A 15,557-nucleotide genomic window follows, 5' to 3' on the forward strand; every position below is an offset into this window, starting at 1 on the left:
AACATGTCGCCTACCCGCCCCCTGCGCCTGCTGCTGATCTGCCTGCTCCTGCTGGCCGGGCTGGTGCTGTCGGTGTTCTGGGCGGGCGAGAAGGCGCGGCACCGTGCCCTGCTCGCCGAAGCGGAAGCGGCCCATGAACAGCTCGGCCTCTACGCCAACTCCCTGCACACCCTGATCGAGCGCTTCCGCAGCCTCCCCGCCGTGCTGGCACTGGACCCGGAACTGCGTGCAGCCATGCGTGGCCCGGTGACCGGCGAGCTGCAGCACCGGCTCAACCTCAAGTTGCAGGAAATCAACGGCGCGGCGCGCTCCTCGACCCTGGAGCTGCTGGACCACACCGGCCTTGCGGTGGCCGCCAGCAACTGGAACCTGCCGGTCAGCTACGTCGGTCACAACTACGGCTTCCGCCCCTACTTCCGCCAGACCATTGCCCAGGGCGCCGGACGCTTCTACGCGGTCGGCGTGACCAGCGGCATTCCCGGCTACTTCCTGTCCAACGCGCTGCGCGACGACGACGGCCGTTTCCTCGGCGCCATCGTGGTCAAGCTGGAGTTCCCCGACCTCGAACGCCAGTGGAGCCAGACCCCGGACGTGGTGCTGGTGAGCGACAGCAAGGGCGTGGTGTTCCTCGCCAACCACCCGCGCTGGCGCTACCGCGAACTGATGCCGCTGGACGCCGTGGCCCGCGCCGAGATGGCCGACACCCGCCAGTACCACAAGCAGCCGCTCAGCGCGCTGCCGCACCGGACGCTGGAAACCCTCGGCGAACACGCGCGCATGGTCCGCGTCGATGGCCAGGACATCAGCGGCGACTACCTCTGGCAATCGGTCGGTCTGCCGGAAGACGAGTGGACCCTGCACCTGCTGCGCAATCCCCACGGCGTGCAGTCCGACGTCACCAGTGCGCGGCTGGCCGCCGCCGGCGTCTGGCTGGCGCTGGTGTTCCTCGTGCTCTGGCTGCAACAGCGCCGCCGCCTCGCCCGCCTGCGCCAGCGCAATCAGGAAGAGCTGGAGCGTCTGGTCGAACAGCGCACCGCCGCCCTGCGCACCGCCCAGGATGGGCTGGTACAGGCCGCCAAGCTGGCCGCGCTGGGGCAGATGTCCGCCGCGCTGGCCCATGAGATCAACCAGCCGCTCACCGCCCAGCGCATGCAGCTGGCCAGCGTACGCCTGCTGCTCGACGCCGGCCGCCAGGACGACGCCCGCGCCGCGCTGGTGCGCGTGGATGAACTGCTCGAACGCATGGCCGCGCTCACCGGCCACCTGAAGACCTTCGCCCGCAAGACACCCGGCGGCCTGCGCGAGCGCATCGAGCTGGGCCACGTCATCGAACAGGCGCTGCAGCTGCTGGCCGTGCGCATCCGCAGCGAGGGCGTGGAGATCCATCAGCACCTCGACCTGCCCGCCTGTGTGCTGGGCGACGCGATCCGCCTGGAACAGGTGCTGGTCAACCTGATCCGTAATGCCCTGGACGCGGTGGCCAGCAGTGACCGGCCACGCATCGAGCTGACCCTGCGCCGCGAAGACGACCAATGGTGCCTGGAGGTGGCCGACAACGGCCCGGGCATCGACGACGAACACCTGGCCAGCGTCTTCGACCCCTTCTTCACCACCAAGCCGGTGGGCGAAGGACTGGGCCTGGGGCTGGCGGTATCCTATGGCATCGTCCACGAACTCGGCGGGCGCCTCGGCGCCGCCAACCAGCCCACCGGCGGCGCGGTGTTCCGCCTGAGCCTGCCGGCCGCCAGCGAAGAAAGAAGACCATGAGCGAGACCATCCTCTTCGTCGACGACGAAGCCGCCATCCGCGACGCCGTGCAGCAGTGGCTGCAACTCTCCGGCTTCGAGGTGCGCCTGTGCAGCAGCGCCGATGAGTGCCTGAAAAGCGTCTCCCGCGAGCTGCCCGGCGTGGTCATCAGCGATGTGCGCATGCCCGGCACCGACGGCCTGGCGCTGCTCGAGCGCCTGCAGCAGATCGACCGTGACCTGCCGGTGATCATGGTCACCGGCCATGGCGACGTACCCATGGCGGTGCAGGCGATGCGCCAGGGCGCCTACGACTTCATCGAGAAACCCTTCACCCCCGAACGCCTGCTCGACAGCCTGCGCCGCGCCCTGGAGAAACGCCGGCTGGTGCAGGAGAACCGCCAGCTGCGCGAACAGGCGGCGCTCAAGGACCAGATCGAATCGCGCCTGCTCGGCGTCTCGCGGCCCATGGAAACCCTGCGCCGGCAGATCATGGCGCTGGCCGGCACGCCGGTGAACGTGCTGATCCGCGGCGACACCGGCAGCGGCAAGGAGCTGGTCGCGCGCTGCCTGCACGACTTCGGCCCGCGCGCCGGCAAGCCCTTCGTCGCGCTGAACTGCGCGGCGATCCCCGAGCAACTGTTCGAGACCGAACTGTTCGGCCACGAAAGCGGCGCCTTCACCGGCGCCCAGGGCAAGCGCATCGGCAAGCTGGAGCATTCCAACGGCGGCAGCCTGTTCCTCGACGAGATCGAGAGCATGCCGCTGGCCCAGCAGGTGAAGCTGCTGCGTGTGCTGCAGGAGCAGCAGCTGGAACGCCTGGGCTCGAACCAGAGCATCAAGGTCGACCTGCGGGTCATCGCCGCGACCAAGCCGGACCTGCTGGAAGAGGCTCGCGCCGGACGCTTCCGCGAGGACCTGGTGTATCGCCTGAACGTCGCCGAGCTGCGCCTGCCGCCGCTGCGCGAACGCCGCGAGGACATCCCGCTGCTGTTCGAGCACTACGCGCTGCTGGCCAGCGAGAAGTTCGGCCGCGAAGTCGCACCGCTATCCGCAACTGAGCTGGCACGGCTGCTTGCCCACGACTGGCCGGGCAACGTCCGCGAGCTGGCCAACGCGGCCGAACGCCACGTGCTCGGCCTGGACCGTGCGGAACTCCCGGAAGAGCCCGCCGCCAACGGCCTGTTCGAACGCATGGAAGCCTACGAGGCGCAGTGCATCCGCCAGGCCCTGGGCCAATGCAAGGGCGACATCAAGGCGGTGATGGAACTGCTCGGCCTGCCGCGCCGCACCCTCAACGAGAAGATGCAGCGCCATGGGCTGAGCCGCGGGGATTACCTGGCCGAGGACTGAACCAGCTGTTCGGCGAAGAACCAGCCGGTGCACCAGCGCGCCAGCGGCCAGAGCAGCGCCAGCAGCAGGATCGCCGGCGGCAGCAGGTAAAGCGGCAGGCTACTGGAATTCAGCGAGCTGTAGGCGGCGAAGGCCACCAGGATCGAAACCAGCACGATCGCCACCGACCACATCACCAGCAGGATCGCCGCGCATGCCAGCACCTGGCCGGCGGCAAAGCGCGACAGCTGCGGCGGCAGGCGTGTCTGCACAGCCGCCATGACGATGGCAAACGGCAGCGCACAACTCGACAGCAGCAGGACCGACTGCCAACCATCCGCGCCGCTGTATAGGTAGAGAGCCCCGTAGCTGAGCGCGGCGAGCAGCTTGTAGATCAATGCGGTGAAGGTAAGCGCCACGCCCAACGCCACCTGCCAGGACGGCAGGGCGAAGCCTTGCCCCGGCGCCAACCGCTCGGAGCGCGAGCGTCCCACAAGCAGCACCAGCCACAGCGGCAGCAGGCAACCCAGTGTCAGGTTGATCAGCGAGTTGGCCTGGCCGTAGAGAATCATCCAGAGGGTCCGGGTGTCCTGCTCGAACGCCCATTGATAGAACGACACGCTCAGGTAGGACACCAGAGTGCTCACGACCAGGGTGGCAATCAGATAGGCCACGCCGAAGCCCGCCAGCAACCCGGCCTGCGGCTGGAAGCGCAGGATGCCCTGGCGCTCGCGCAGGTAATGCACCAGCAGCAGGACCGCGGCTGCATACAGGAGCAGCCCGCCCAGCCAGCTCGCCAGCATCGTCGGCAGATACTGCGGCAGGCGCTCGCGATAGCTGCCCAGGTCAGCGATCCACTGCACGGCATTGCTGCCGAAGAACAGCAGCGCTGCCGCGACTGTCATGGCGACGACGAACAGCAGGGGCTGCCTGCCAGCCGAACTCGCAACGGCAGCGGGAGCAGTGAGGGGCGCATGGGGTGTCGCGAAGGGATTGTCAGTGGTCATCTCGGCATCCTTGTCGAATCCGCGCTGCGGCGCGCAATGGGCTCAGCCTACCACCGCTTTTCCACGGGCATAAAAAAAGGCCGCTGAAAGCAGCGGCCTTGAGACGGACGTCGATCTGGAGCAATCAAGAATCGACGTCGGGAAGCTTGCCGGCAGTGAGGCCGGGAACGGCGCCGCTCGAAAGCCGCGCTGTTGGGTCAAGTATATTGACCGAACGGACAGGGATACAGAGCGCTGCCAGGGAAAGACTGTTGCAGCTTTTGTAAAAGTGCGACGAGCGGCAAGAAGCGCAGGCAAAAAAAACGCCGCATGTCTTATGCGGCGCAAGGTGTTGAGAAGCCCGGCTCACGCTCCGGGCCTCCCGGGGGAAGCGGCCGATCAGGAATCGGCGTTGCTGCCAGCGGCGGCCTTGGCGGTCTGCTCGGCGGACTGGGCCTGCTGCTGGGCAATCACGGCTTCGTTGGCCTTGACCATCTTGTTGGTCATCAGGCGCGATTCTTCGGCGAAGCTCAGCTGGGTGAAGGACAGCGAGCAGACGGACAGCAGGGCAGCAACATAAAGCGAACGGGACATGACGGTGATCCTTTCTGAACACCCGATTGGGCGGGGTTGAAGAAAGGTTACGGCGCAACAGTGGATCGAAAAATAGCTAGCTAACCAACAAAGCATTGCCTAAAAAGCAACAATCCCCGTCGATCGTCCGAGAATGCCGACATAGAGCAGCTGCGACGATCCGCCACGCTAGCCCTTTGCCTTACGCCCAGTTGACGGGATCGTTGAGCGCTGCTTCATCGTCCTCGAAGACCCGGGGCAGTTCCGCCTTGAGGAACTCGACCCAGGTTCGGATCTTCGCGTCGAGGAAGCGCCGCGACGGGTACAGCGCATAGATCTGCCGCACATGCAGGCTGTGACCGGGCAGCACGCGTACCAGCGAACGGCGGCGCAATGCTGGCGCGGCGACGTAGCTGGGCAGCAGGCAGATGCCCATGCCGGCGGCGGCGGCCCCGGTCAGCGCTTCGGCGACATTGACCATGAAGGTGTCGCGCGGGCGGATCACGCTTTCCTCGTTGCCCTCCTCGAAGGCCCAGCCCTCGGGGAAGGTCGGGTCCTGCAGGCGCAGGCACTGGTGCTGGTGCAGGTCGGCGACGCTGGTCGGGGTGCCGCGCCGCTTGAGGTAATCGGGGCTGGCGCAGAGCACGCTGTAGATGGTGCCCAGGGTCTGGGCGACGAACTCGGAGTCGGGCAGCTCGCGGTCGCGGGTGATCACCACGTCCTGGCCTTCCTCGAGAATGTCCGGCTGGCGCTGGGCCAGGGTCAGCTCGATGTAGACCTCGGGGAAGGACTCGCAGTAGCGGGAGATCAGCGGGATCAGGTGCTGCTGGCCCAGGCCGGTCAGCGAATGTACGCGCAGGCGGCCCCGCGGCTTGAGATGCGCGCCGCTGGCCTCGGCTTCGGCTTCTTCGACATCCGCGAGGATTTCCCGGCAGCGCAGCAGGTAGCGCTCGCCGGTTTCGGTCAGCGCCAGGCGTCTTGTGGTGCGGTGCAGCAGGCGCGCCTCAAGCTGGGCTTCGAGGTCGGAGACCACGCGAGAGACCTGGGCTGTGGATAGCCCCAGGGCGTTGGCAGCAGCGGTGAAACTGCCGGCATCCACCACCCGGACGAATGCCCGCATCGCGTGAAGTACGTCCATGCTTCCCCCTGCCTGTTGATCTTATCGTAGGCGCCTGTAGGAGACGACAACCATTGTTGTCCGCGCCGCAAAACTGAATCGCAGTATAGGGTCGTTTTTTGCCGATTGTTACCACGTATAGTGCCGGACAAGTCGCTGCAGCAACGTTGGGCATACCAGGCTCATCGTACGGCCGCCGATACACCCATCGACGGCCTTCTCCCCCGCGCATATCCGCTGCAGCGACTGACTTTTTCTCCTGGGGCGGCCATCTGCGGATGGCCGCCCTTTTTCGTTGCTGGCCAGCTGATTGCCAAGCGCGAGCCATTACACCGGGCACAAGGCAGAACTTGTAGGAGCGTTTAGCGCGGGAGCGGGTAGAGGCGCTCGTCGAATTGGTCCAGGCGTACAAACTCCAGCGGCTGGTCGTTCTCCAGATTCTGCAGGCGATCCTGGTACTGGCGCAGGAAGTCCACGCGCGCGTCGTTGCTGATATAGGGCACGTGCCAGGCCACGAAGGGCGGCAGCACGCTCATGCCGGTGTAGGCCAGGGTGCCGCGCAGGATCGGCCGCAGCATGTCTTCCAGCGGGCCGTGGATGGCACCTTCGCCGAACATGTGGTCGCGTCCGCCGAGGGTCACGCTGACCAGCGCCTTCTTGCCGGCCAGGCCGCCCTGGTCGTAGAAGCGCTTGCCGCCGTAGCAGATGCCCGAGACCAGCACGCGGTCGAACCAGCCCTTGAGGATGGCCGGCGCGGAGAACCAGTAGATCGGGAAGTTGAAGATCACCAGGTCCGCCCAGAGCAGCTTGTCCAGCTCGGCCTGGATGTCGGCGGCGATGGTCTTGGCCTTGGCGCCTTCGCGCTGTTCCAGGGCATAGACCAGGTACTCGGGGTTGGCGCGGGCACCGAAGTCGGCGGCGCTGGCCACCGGGTTCCAGTTCATCGCGTAGAGGTCGGAGACCTGCACCTCATGGCCCTGGCCGCGCAGGGTTTCCTCGGCGAGCTGGTAGAGCGCGGTGCTGAAGGATTGCGGCTCGTTGTGGGCGTGGACGATCAGTACGTTCATGTCGGGTCCTGAATGGTCGGGTATTGGCGCTGGGCGTTGCCCTCTCCCTAACCCTCTCCCTGAAGGGAGAGGGGACTGTCCGGTGCGAACGGGAACTCCCGTGCTCGCCGGCCAACTCCCTTCCATCCGGAAACTCCGAACGGCTCCCTCTCCCGCTGGCGGGAGACGACTGCATGGATGCAGGAGGTAGAGAGACGCAGGATGCCAAAGCCGAGGGCTGGGGAGAGGGTGCTCTTCAGTCGCTCAGAGTTGAATGGCCTTGAGCTCGACGAACTCGTGCAAGCCCTGCTCGCCCCATTCGCGGCCGTTGCCGGACTGCTTGTAGCCACCGAAAGGCGCACGATAGTTGAAGGCGCCACCGTTGACGAAACATTGGCCGGCGCGCATCTGCCGGGCGAGGCGCAGGCCATCTTCGCGGTCGCCTGCCCACACGGCGCTGGACAGGCCAAACGGCGAGTCGTTGGCGATGGCAATCGCCTCGGCCTCATCGGCATAGGGAATCAGGCACAGCACCGGGCCGAAGATTTCCTCGCGGGCGATGCGCATCCGGTTGGTCACGCCGGCGAAGATCGTCGGTTGCACATAATGCCCGCGCTCCAGATGCGCAGGCCGTTCGGCGCCGCCGCAGACCAGCTGCGCGCCCTCATCCTGCCCGACGCGGATGTAGTCGAGCACGGTGCGGCGCTGGCCAGCCGAGCACATCGGGCCAAGGAAGCTGTCGGCGTCCAGCGGGTCGCCCATCTTCAGCGAGAGGGCTTCTGCGCGAGCGATCTCCACGGCTTCGTCGTAGCGGCTTGCGGGCAGCAGCATGCGGGTCAACGCCGTGCAGGTCTGCCCGGAGTTGATCATCACGTCCTGCACGCCGTGGCGCACGGCGGTCGCCAGGTCGGCCTCGGCGGTGATCAGGAAGGGCGACTTGCCGCCCAGCTCCAGGCACACGCGCTTGACCGTCGGCGCGGCGGCTTCGGAGACCTTGACGCCCGCGCCGGTGGAGCCGGTGAACGACACCATATCCACATCCGGATGCCGCGCCAGCGCTTCGCCGACCTTGGAGCCGGGGCCGCTGATCAGGTTGAACACGCCAGCCGGCAGACCGATGGCGTGGACCATGTCGGCCAGCAGGAAGGCGTGCAGCGGGGTGTCCTGGCTCGGCTTGACCACCACGGTGCAACCGGCGGCCAGGGCCGGGGCGAGCTTGCCGATCAGTTGGTGCAGCGGGTAGTTCCAGGGGTTGATGAAGGCGCAAACGCCCACCGCTTCCTTCACCACCAGCGAGTTGCCGACCTCGCGCACTTCATCCATGTGCGCCGCCATCCCGGCGTAGCTTTCCAGGCCCTCGATCGGGCCGTCGACCTGCACCATGCGGCACCATTGAACCGGCATGCCCAGCTCGGCGGTGATCAGCGCGGCCATTTCGTCGGCGCGGTTCTTCAGTTGTTCGGCGAGGGCGCGGATGTAGCCGGCGCGCACATGGGACGGCGTCTGCGACCACGCCGGGAAAGCCCGACGCGCGGCGTCCACTGCGCGGTTCACGTCGGCTTCGCCGCCCAGCGGCACGCGGCCGATGGCTTCTTCGGTGGCCGGGTTCTGCACCTCGGCCACGCCCTGCCCCTGCGGCGCCACCCAGGCGCCGTCGATGTAGAGCTGCGTGCGGTCATGCATAGCGTTTTTCCTTCAGCAGTTCAGCAGCGCACAGGGCAATACGGCGGCAGGCTTCGCGCAGCGGCTCGGCGCCGAGCACCAGGCCGAGGCGGATGTGCCCGGCGGCGCTGGGGCCGAAGGCTTCGCCGGCCAGCACGGAGACGCCGTGACGGTCCAGCAGCACATCGGCGAAGTCCTGGGCGGAGAGCCCGGTAGCGCGGATGTCCACCATCACGAACATGCCGCCGTCCGGGCGCAGGGCGCGCACGCCGACGCAATCGGCGAGGCAGTCGAGCACCAGGTCGCGGCGCTGGCGGTAGGCCTCGCGCATGGCTGCCAGTTCCGGGAGCTTGGCTTCCAGCGCGGTGCAGGCGGCGTCCTGGATGAAGTCCGGTGAGCCGTAGAGCATGCACAGGGCGAGGTTTTCCAGGTGTGCACAGAGTTCGCGCGGGCCAACCACCCAGCCCACGCGCCAGCCGGTCATGGCGTGGGATTTCGACAGGCTGTTGAGGGTCGCGGTGCGCTCGGCCATGCCCGGCAGGCTGGCGGGGCTGATGTGTTCGCCGTCGAACAGCAGCTCGCTGTAGACCTCGTCGGAAATCATCCACAGGTCGTTGTTCACGCACAGCTCGGCGAGCTTTTCCCAGGTGGCCCGAGGCAGGCTCGCGCCGGAGGGGTTGTGCGGGCTGTTGATCGCCAGCGCACGGGTGCGCGGAGTGATCAGCGCAGCGACGTCCTCGGCCTGCACGCGGAAGCCGTGCTCGGAACGCACCGATACCGGGATGACCTTGGCGCCGCAGGCACCGAACACCGCTTCGTAGGTGACGTACATCGGCTCGGCGACTATCACCTCGTCACCCGGGTTGAGTACGCACTGCGCCACGGCATAGAGCGCGCACTGGGCGCCGGCCAGCACGACCACTTCATCGGCGGTGACGGCCTGGCCGCTGCGCTGGGTGTGGCGGCGGGCGATGGCTTCGCGCAGCGAGCGCTTGCCGCGCACGTCGGCGTAGTGGGTGTTGCCGGCCAGCAGGCTGTCGATGGCCGACTGCACGATGGGCACCGGGGTGTCGAAGTCAGGGTCGCCCACGGACAGCAGGAGGATGTCGTCGCCCTTCTCCATGCGCGCCAGGGCACGATAGTGGATGTCCCAGGCGGCGGCGCCGTCGCCGGCGATGCGTTGGGTGAAGTTGGAATAGCGCATGGGAATCTCCTTGGAGCCTGCCCGCCCAGGCGGCGGCCGGCTCGAAATGCTCAGTGACCGCGCCGGAGCCTGCACGGCCCCGGCGGGTGCGACGGACCTACTTGGCGCAGGCGTGTTTCAGCTCGATCAGGGTCACGCCCGGATGGGCGAAGCCTTCGCGCAGGTCGCGCTCCAGTTCGTCCAGGCTTTGCGGCTCGCGCATCTCGCAGCCGTAGGCGCGGCCCAGCAAGGCGAAGTCCGGGTTGCGCGGCAGCACGCCGATGGGCTCGATGTCCAGGCCGATCATGTCGTCGCGGATCTGCCCCAGCGCGTCGTTGTTCCACAGCAGCACCACCAGCGGGCTGTCCAGCTCCTCGGTGGCGGTGGCCAGCTCCTGGGCGGTGTAGAGGAAGCCACCGTCGCCGACCAGCACCAGGCCCGGACGCTCCGGCGCGCCGAACTTGGCGCCGATGCCGGCGGGCACGCCGTAGCCGAGGGTGCCGTAGCCGGTGGGATGCAGCCAGCCGCGCGGCGCCTTGCTCGGGTAGAGGTAGTTGGCGGTGTAGGCCAGCTGGGTCATGTCGCTGGCGATGAAGGCGTTGTCCGGCAGGACCTTGGCGATGCGCTGCAGGATCGACTGGTGGATGCGTTGCAGCGGCGCGTGGCCGGCGTCGATCTGCGCACGCAGCTCGGCGATGCGCGATTGTGCTTTCGCCGCGTCGCGGGGCGCGCTCGGCAGCGCGGCGAGCAGCGCCTCGGCGGTGGCCTTGGAGTCGCCCAGCAGCGCCACGGCGCTCGGGTAGAAGTCGTTGAACTTGCGCGAGTCGACATCGACGCGGATCACCTCGCCGGTGACCGGCAGGCGGTCGCGCCAGTAATCGGTGTCGGCCATTTCGGTGCCGATGGCCAGGACCACGTCGGCCTCGGCGATCATGTCCCAACCGGCCTGGGTGCACAGGGTGGCGCCGGCGGACAGCGGCGCTTCCGGCGCCAGCAGGCCCTTGCCGGCGACGCTGGTGAACAGCGGTGCGGCCAGGCGTTCGCTCAGGGCGGCCAGGGCGTCGGCGGCATGCAGCGCGCCGCCGCCGGCGATGATCATCGGGCGCTGGGCCGCCTTGAACTTATCCACAGCCTGCTTCAGCGCATCGGCGCTGGGTTGGCCACGACCGGCGCGGCGTACCACGTCGTGGGTCCAGTCGCGGGCAATGGGCGCGGCCAGCACGTCCAGCGGCACGGAGATATGCACCGGGCGCGGGCGCTCGCTGTCGAACACGGCGTAGGCGCGGGCAATCAGCTCGGGCAGGTCTTCCGGAGTCAGGGCAACGGCGGAGAACGCGGTGATCGGCGCGGTCATGGCGCGCTGGTCCTGGGTCTCGTGCAGGCAGCCCCAGCCCTTGCCCAGGCTGGCGGTGTGGTTGACGCTGGAAATCACCAGCATCGGGATGGAGTCGGCGTAGGCCTGGCCGATGGCGGTGGCGGCGTTGGTCACCCCCGGGCCGGTAATGATGAAGGCTACGCCCGGCTTGCCGCTGACGCGCGCATAGCCATCGGCCATGAAGCCGGCGCCCTGCTCATGGCGGGTCAGCACGTGGCGGATGCCGCTGCCGGGCAGGCCACGGTAAAGCTCCAGGGTGTGTACGCCGGGAATGCCGAACACGGTGTCGACGCCGTAGTTGGCCAGCAGGCGGACCAGGGCCTGGCCGCCGGTGAGGTTCTTGTTCTCTTGCATGAGGTTGCTCCCCAAGGCTATGGCTTGACCTTGTGCGTTCCTTCGGCGGTACGGATCAGCGCATCCACCGCCACGGCGCCTTCGGCGTCCGCCAGCAGCGGGTTCACGTCCAGTTCCAGCAGGTTGTCCACGTGCTCGCAGGCGTAGTCGGCCACGGCGCGGATCGCTTCCACCAGCGCCTCCAGGTTCACCGCCGGGCGGCCACGGAAGCCGGTGAGCAGCGGCGCGCTGCGCAGGCTCAGCAGGGCATCGCGGATCGCCGCGTCGGTGGTCGGCAGCAGCAGGCTGCGGCTGTCCTTGAGCAGTTCGACGAGGATGCCGCCGGCACCCAGCACCAGTGCCAGCCCGAAGCCGTTCTCGCGCTTGATACCGACGATCAGCTCGGCCAGCGGCGGATTCGCCATGCTCTCCAGCAGCACCTGGTCGAAGGGCACATCCGGCGCGTGGCGGGCGATGTTCTCGCGCATGTCGAACAGCGCGGCTTCCAGCGCCGCCTCGTTGCGCAGGTTGAGCGCCACGCCTCCAGCCTCGGTCTTGTGCGGCAGCTGCGCGCTGACCACTTTCAGCGCCAACGGGAAACCGACGTCGGCGGCCGCTTCGCGGGCTTGCGTCGGCGTGCTCAGCGCAGCGCGCGGCAGCGGCAGGCCGAAGGGTTTCAACGCCTGCTTGGAATTCCACTCGTCCAGCAACCGGCCTTCGCCGTCGAGGGCCTGCGGGCAGAGCGGCACCAGCGCGGCTTCACCGCGGGCCAGCAGTGCTTCGCGGCGCCGGCGGTAATGGGCGATGCGGCCCCAGGCGGCGAGACCGTCTTCGACACCCTGCAGCGCGGCGACGCCGTGGGAGTGCAGCAATTCGCGGGCATGCTTGGGCAGCAGCTCCGGCAAAGCGGAGGCGATGAAGCCGACCTTGCCGTGGCGCGCCAGCGCGGCGCAGTAAAGCTCCAGCAGCAGGTCGCACTGCGGGCGCTCGCCGGTCTCTTCGCCGGGGTAGTCCAGCACCAGCAAAGCGGCATCGGCTTCTGTCTGCAGGGCGCTGTCGAGCATGCGCTCCAGCGCCGGGCCGTCGCCCCAGATAGCGGTGGTGAAATCCAGTGGGTTGGCGATGTTGGCGTAGTCCGGCAGCACCTGGGCCAGCTCGGCGCGCTGCGCGTCGACCAGCCTGGGCAGGCTCAGGCCGTTGCGTTCGGCATAGTCGGCGATGAGCCCGGCGTCACCGCCGGAGCAGGCCAGCGCAGCCAGGCTCGGCCCGGCCGGCAGGTTGCCGCAGGCGGCCGCCTTGAGGGTTTCGATGAAGCTCACCGGGCCGCTGACGCGGATCACCCCGAGGCGGTCGAACAACGCGTCGTACAGCGCATCGGAGCCAGCCAGGGAGCTGGTGTGGCTGAGCGCGAGCTCGGCGCCGATCTCGGACACGCCGGTCTTCAGGGCGATCACCGGGATGCCTTTCTGCAGCGCCTTGTAGGCGGCGCGGGCGAAGCCGGGAACGTTCTTCAGGCCTTCCAGGTGCAAGCCGATGGCGGTGACGCGCGGCTCGTCGAGCAGCACGTCCATCAGCTCGGCCACGCCCAGCTGCGCCTGGTTGCCCACCGAGGCCATGTAGGCGATGGGCAGCGAGCGGTCGCTCATGGACAGGTTGTAGGCGAAGTTGCCGCTCTGGGTCAGCACCGCCACGCCCTTCTCGACAATGTGCCCACCGTGGGCCACCGGCCACAGCGCGGAGCCGTGCAGGTAGTCGAGCAGGCCGTAGCAGTTCGGGCCGAGCAGGGCCATGTCGCCGGCGCTGGCGAGCAGGCGGCGCTGCAGCGCTTCGCCCTCGGCGCCGGTCTCGGCGAAGCCGGAGGCGTAGCAGATGGCGCCGCCGGCGTCTTTCGCGGCCAGTTCGGCCACGGCCTGCACGGTCAGGTCGCGGTTGGTGGCGACGAACACCGCGTCGGGGCCTTCGGGCAGCTCGGCGACGCTGCGCACACAGGGCACGCCTTCGAGTTCGTCGTATTGCGGGTTGACCAGCCACATCTGGCCGGCGAAGCCGCCTTCGGCGCAGCGCTTGAGCGCGCGCGCCATGCTGCGGCCGCCGATGAAGGCCAGGTGCCGGGGCGCCAGCAGGCGCTGGAGGTTTTCGCGTTTCATCGCCAGTACCTCAGCGCAGCAGCGGCCGCAGCAGTTCGCGGGAAATGATGTGGCGCTGGATTTCCGAAGTGCCTTCCCAGATGCGCTCGATGCGCGCGTTGCGCCAGATGCGCTCCACCGGACCTTCGTCCATCAGGCCCATGCCGCCGAAGATCTGCACGGTCTCGTCGGCCACCTTGCCCAGCACTTCGCTGGCGAACAGCTTGGCCATGCCGGCCTCACCGTCGGTCATGCTGCCGCGGTCCATCTTCCAGGCGGTGTGCAGGGTCATCAGCTCGGCGGCGCGGATCTGCGTGGCCATGTCGGCGAGCTTGAAGGAGATGCCCTGGTAGCTGCCGATGGCCTGACCGAACTGCTTGCGGTCGGCCGACCACTGCAGCGCCAGGTCCAGCGCGCGCTGGGCCTGGCCGACGCAGTTGGCGGCGACCATCACGCGGCCGGCGGTGAGCCAGGCGTTGGCCACTTCCCAGCCCTTGTCGACTTCGCCCAGGACCTGGGAGGCCGGCACGCGGCAGTCGTCGAAGAAGATCTCGTAGGTGTGGTAGCCCTTGTTGCTCACGCATTTCGGGCCACGGCGCACGGTCATGCCGGCGGTGCCCTTGTCCACCAGGAAGGCGGTCACGGCGTTGCGCTTCTTGCCGTTGCGCTCGAAGGTGTCGGTCACCGCGAAGACGATGGCGAAGTCGGCGTGGCCGGCGTGGCTGATGAAGTGCTTGGAGCCGTTGATCACGAAGTCCTCGCCGTCACGCACGGCGCGGGTCTTGATCGAGTTGGCGTCGGAACCGGCGCCCGGCTCGGTGAGGGCGAAGCAGTCGATCTTCTCGCCCTGCACCACCGGCAGCAGGTAGTCCTGGATCTGCTGGCCCTTGCAGGCCATGAGGATCTTCGAGGGACGCGCGACGAACACGTGCAGCGCCCAGGAGACCTTGGACAGCTCGCGCTCGACCAGCGCCTGGGACAGGTAGTCCAGGCCGCCGCCGCCCACTTCCTCGGGCATGTTGAAGGCGTAGAAGCCGGCGGCCAGGGCCTTGCCGCGAATCTGCGCGGCCAGCTCCGGGGATACCGCGTCGGCGCGGTCCACTTCTTCCTCGTAGGGCAGCAGCTCTTTCTCGACGAAGGCCTTGACCGCCTCGACGAGCATTTCCTGTTCCTGGGTCAGTTGGAAGTCCATCACATCACCTGCAGCCGTCAGCGGCCTTTGAATTGGGGGGAGCGTTTCTCGGCCACGGCGCGCAGCGCCTCGGCGGCATCTTCGCTGCGGCCGCAGAGCAGGCCGGCGGCCTGTTCGGCCTCCAGCTGCTGGGCCAGGGTGCGGGCGGCACCGTCGCGCATCAGGCGCTTGGTCTGGGCGAAGGCGAAGGTCGGGCCGGCGGCCAGGCGCGCGGCGAATTCGCCGACGTGCTCCAGCAGTTGTTCATCGGCGACCACTTCGCTGACCAGCCCGGCGTTCAGGGCGCGCTCGGCGTTCCACAGCTCGTCGAGGAACAGCAGGCGCTTGGCCGCTTCGCTGCCGATCAGGCGCGGCAGGTGCCAGCTGGCGCCGGCGTCCGGGCAGTAGGCCATGCCGGTGTAGCCGGCCTTGAAGCGCGCTGAGGCGCCGACGACGCGGAAGTCGCAGCACAGGGTCAGGTCCATCCCGGCGCCGACGGCGGTGCCGTTGACGGCGGCGATGGTCGGCTTGTCCAGGCTGTGCAGGCGACGCATCAGGGCATGGGCGGTTTCGGTCCAGCCGTAGGTTTCCAGCTCGCCACGGGCTTCGGCCTCGGCCCATTCGGCGAGGTCGGCGCCGGCGCAGAAGCTGCGGCCCTGGCCGGTGAGCACGATGACGCGCACCGCCGGGTCGGTCTCATGGGCGTCGAGCAGGGCGTGCAGGTTCTTAAGCGTCGGGATGTCCAGCGCGTTGCGCTGCTCGGGACGGTTCAGGGTGATCCAGGCAATGCCGTCCTGGACCCGGCTGAGCGGGGATGGCTGAGTCATGCTGCCCTCGTTCTTGTAGTCGTTCGCTGAGGCGGATGAAGCGTTGGAGCCAATACTAAACACTTGTTCAGCAAGCCGGCA

At 68.1% G+C, this 15,557-nt stretch carries 12 protein-coding genes; 2 read left to right on the top strand and 10 right to left on the bottom strand.

From position 1 onward, the window contains the following. Positions 1-3: 3 nt before the first annotated feature. The gene (locus MJ122_RS13515) at positions 4-1,767 is read left to right on the top strand and encodes an ATP-binding protein (RefSeq protein ID WP_239744518.1); all 1,764 of its coding nucleotides are present in this window, start codon (positions 4-6) and stop codon (positions 1,765-1,767) included. Continuing rightward, on the top strand, positions 1,764-3,098 hold the full coding sequence (locus MJ122_RS13520) for a sigma-54 dependent transcriptional regulator (protein ID WP_088420775.1): 1,335 nt from the start codon (positions 1,764-1,766) through the stop codon (positions 3,096-3,098). The genes MJ122_RS13515 and MJ122_RS13520 overlap by 4 nt, the downstream gene beginning before the upstream one ends. Here the strand turns inward: MJ122_RS13520 and MJ122_RS13525 are convergent. The 10 genes from MJ122_RS13525 to MJ122_RS13570 form a co-directional block, all read right to left on the bottom strand. Beyond that, positions 3,080-4,084 (bottom strand): hypothetical protein, encoded by a 1,005-nt coding sequence (locus MJ122_RS13525; protein WP_239744519.1) that lies wholly within the window; start codon positions 4,082-4,084, stop codon positions 3,080-3,082. The two genes, MJ122_RS13520 and MJ122_RS13525, sit on opposite strands and share 19 nt — an antisense overlap. Before the next feature lie 378 nt (positions 4,085-4,462). Further along, on the bottom strand, positions 4,463-4,657 hold the full coding sequence (locus MJ122_RS13530) for a hypothetical protein (RefSeq protein WP_017521483.1): 195 nt from the start codon (positions 4,655-4,657) through the stop codon (positions 4,463-4,465). A 181-nt stretch (positions 4,658-4,838) separates the two neighbouring features. Then, a complete protein-coding gene (locus tag MJ122_RS13535; RefSeq protein WP_088420773.1) occupies positions 4,839-5,774 on the bottom strand; it encodes a LysR family transcriptional regulator in 936 nt (311 codons plus the stop codon). Positions 5,775-6,115: 341 nt separating this feature from the next. Next, complete coding sequence (locus tag MJ122_RS13540; RefSeq protein WP_239744520.1) at positions 6,116-6,820, bottom strand: NAD(P)H-dependent oxidoreductase; 705 nt, start codon at positions 6,818-6,820, stop codon at positions 6,116-6,118. Between the two features lie 243 nt (positions 6,821-7,063). Then, positions 7,064-8,482 carry an aldehyde dehydrogenase family protein gene (locus MJ122_RS13545; protein WP_239744521.1) on the bottom strand — a complete coding sequence of 473 codons (1,419 nt, stop codon included), beginning with the start codon at positions 8,480-8,482 and terminating at the stop codon, positions 7,064-7,066. Next, positions 8,475-9,665: a pyridoxal phosphate-dependent aminotransferase gene (locus MJ122_RS13550; protein WP_239744522.1), complete on the bottom strand. Its 1,191-nt coding sequence runs from the start codon at positions 9,663-9,665 to the stop codon at positions 8,475-8,477. The genes MJ122_RS13545 and MJ122_RS13550 overlap by 8 nt, the downstream gene beginning before the upstream one ends. A 97-nt stretch (positions 9,666-9,762) precedes the next feature. Continuing rightward, positions 9,763-11,373, bottom strand: a complete 1,611-nt coding sequence (locus tag MJ122_RS13555) for a 5-guanidino-2-oxopentanoate decarboxylase (RefSeq protein ID WP_239744523.1) — start codon at positions 11,371-11,373, stop codon at positions 9,763-9,765. Between the two features lie 17 nt (positions 11,374-11,390). After that, positions 11,391-13,499 (bottom strand): acetate--CoA ligase family protein, encoded by a 2,109-nt coding sequence (locus tag MJ122_RS13560; RefSeq protein WP_239744524.1) that lies wholly within the window; start codon positions 13,497-13,499, stop codon positions 11,391-11,393. Positions 13,500-13,509: 10 nt separating this feature from the next. Then, complete coding sequence (locus tag MJ122_RS13565; RefSeq protein WP_088420767.1) at positions 13,510-14,670, bottom strand: acyl-CoA dehydrogenase family protein; 1,161 nt, start codon at positions 14,668-14,670, stop codon at positions 13,510-13,512. A 17-nt stretch (positions 14,671-14,687) separates the two neighbouring features. Next, positions 14,688-15,476, bottom strand: coding sequence for an enoyl-CoA hydratase-related protein (locus MJ122_RS13570; RefSeq protein ID WP_239744525.1), 789 nt, complete (start codon positions 15,474-15,476; stop codon positions 14,688-14,690). Between the last annotated feature and the right edge of the window lie 81 nt (positions 15,477-15,557).

This window comes from Pseudomonas sp. DP-17 (assembly GCF_022380625.1).
In the GTDB taxonomy this organism is placed as follows: Bacteria; Pseudomonadota; Gammaproteobacteria; order Pseudomonadales; family Pseudomonadaceae; genus Pseudomonas; species Pseudomonas nitroreducens_A.

Excerpts from the sequence above, each read along its gene's own strand:
- MJ122_RS13515 (WP_239744518.1), top strand. The coding sequence starts at position 4 with ATGTCGCCTACCCGCCCCCTGCGCCTGCTGCTGATCTGCCTGCTCCTG.
- MJ122_RS13520 (WP_088420775.1), top strand. The coding sequence starts at position 1,764 with ATGAGCGAGACCATCCTCTTCGTCGACGACGAAGCCGCCATCCGCGAC.
- MJ122_RS13525 (WP_239744519.1), bottom strand. The coding sequence starts at position 4,084 with ATGACCACTGACAATCCCTTCGCGACACCCCATGCGCCCCTCACTGCT.
- MJ122_RS13530 (WP_017521483.1), bottom strand. The coding sequence starts at position 4,657 with ATGTCCCGTTCGCTTTATGTTGCTGCCCTGCTGTCCGTCTGCTCGCTG.
- MJ122_RS13535 (WP_088420773.1), bottom strand. The coding sequence starts at position 5,774 with ATGGACGTACTTCACGCGATGCGGGCATTCGTCCGGGTGGTGGATGCC.
- MJ122_RS13540 (WP_239744520.1), bottom strand. The coding sequence starts at position 6,820 with ATGAACGTACTGATCGTCCACGCCCACAACGAGCCGCAATCCTTCAGC.
- MJ122_RS13545 (WP_239744521.1), bottom strand. The coding sequence starts at position 8,482 with ATGCATGACCGCACGCAGCTCTACATCGACGGCGCCTGGGTGGCGCCG.
- MJ122_RS13550 (WP_239744522.1), bottom strand. The coding sequence starts at position 9,665 with ATGCGCTATTCCAACTTCACCCAACGCATCGCCGGCGACGGCGCCGCC.
- MJ122_RS13555 (WP_239744523.1), bottom strand. The coding sequence starts at position 11,373 with ATGCAAGAGAACAAGAACCTCACCGGCGGCCAGGCCCTGGTCCGCCTG.
- MJ122_RS13560 (WP_239744524.1), bottom strand. The coding sequence starts at position 13,499 with ATGAAACGCGAAAACCTCCAGCGCCTGCTGGCGCCCCGGCACCTGGCC.
- MJ122_RS13565 (WP_088420767.1), bottom strand. The coding sequence starts at position 14,670 with ATGGACTTCCAACTGACCCAGGAACAGGAAATGCTCGTCGAGGCGGTC.
- MJ122_RS13570 (WP_239744525.1), bottom strand. The coding sequence starts at position 15,476 with ATGACTCAGCCATCCCCGCTCAGCCGGGTCCAGGACGGCATTGCCTGG.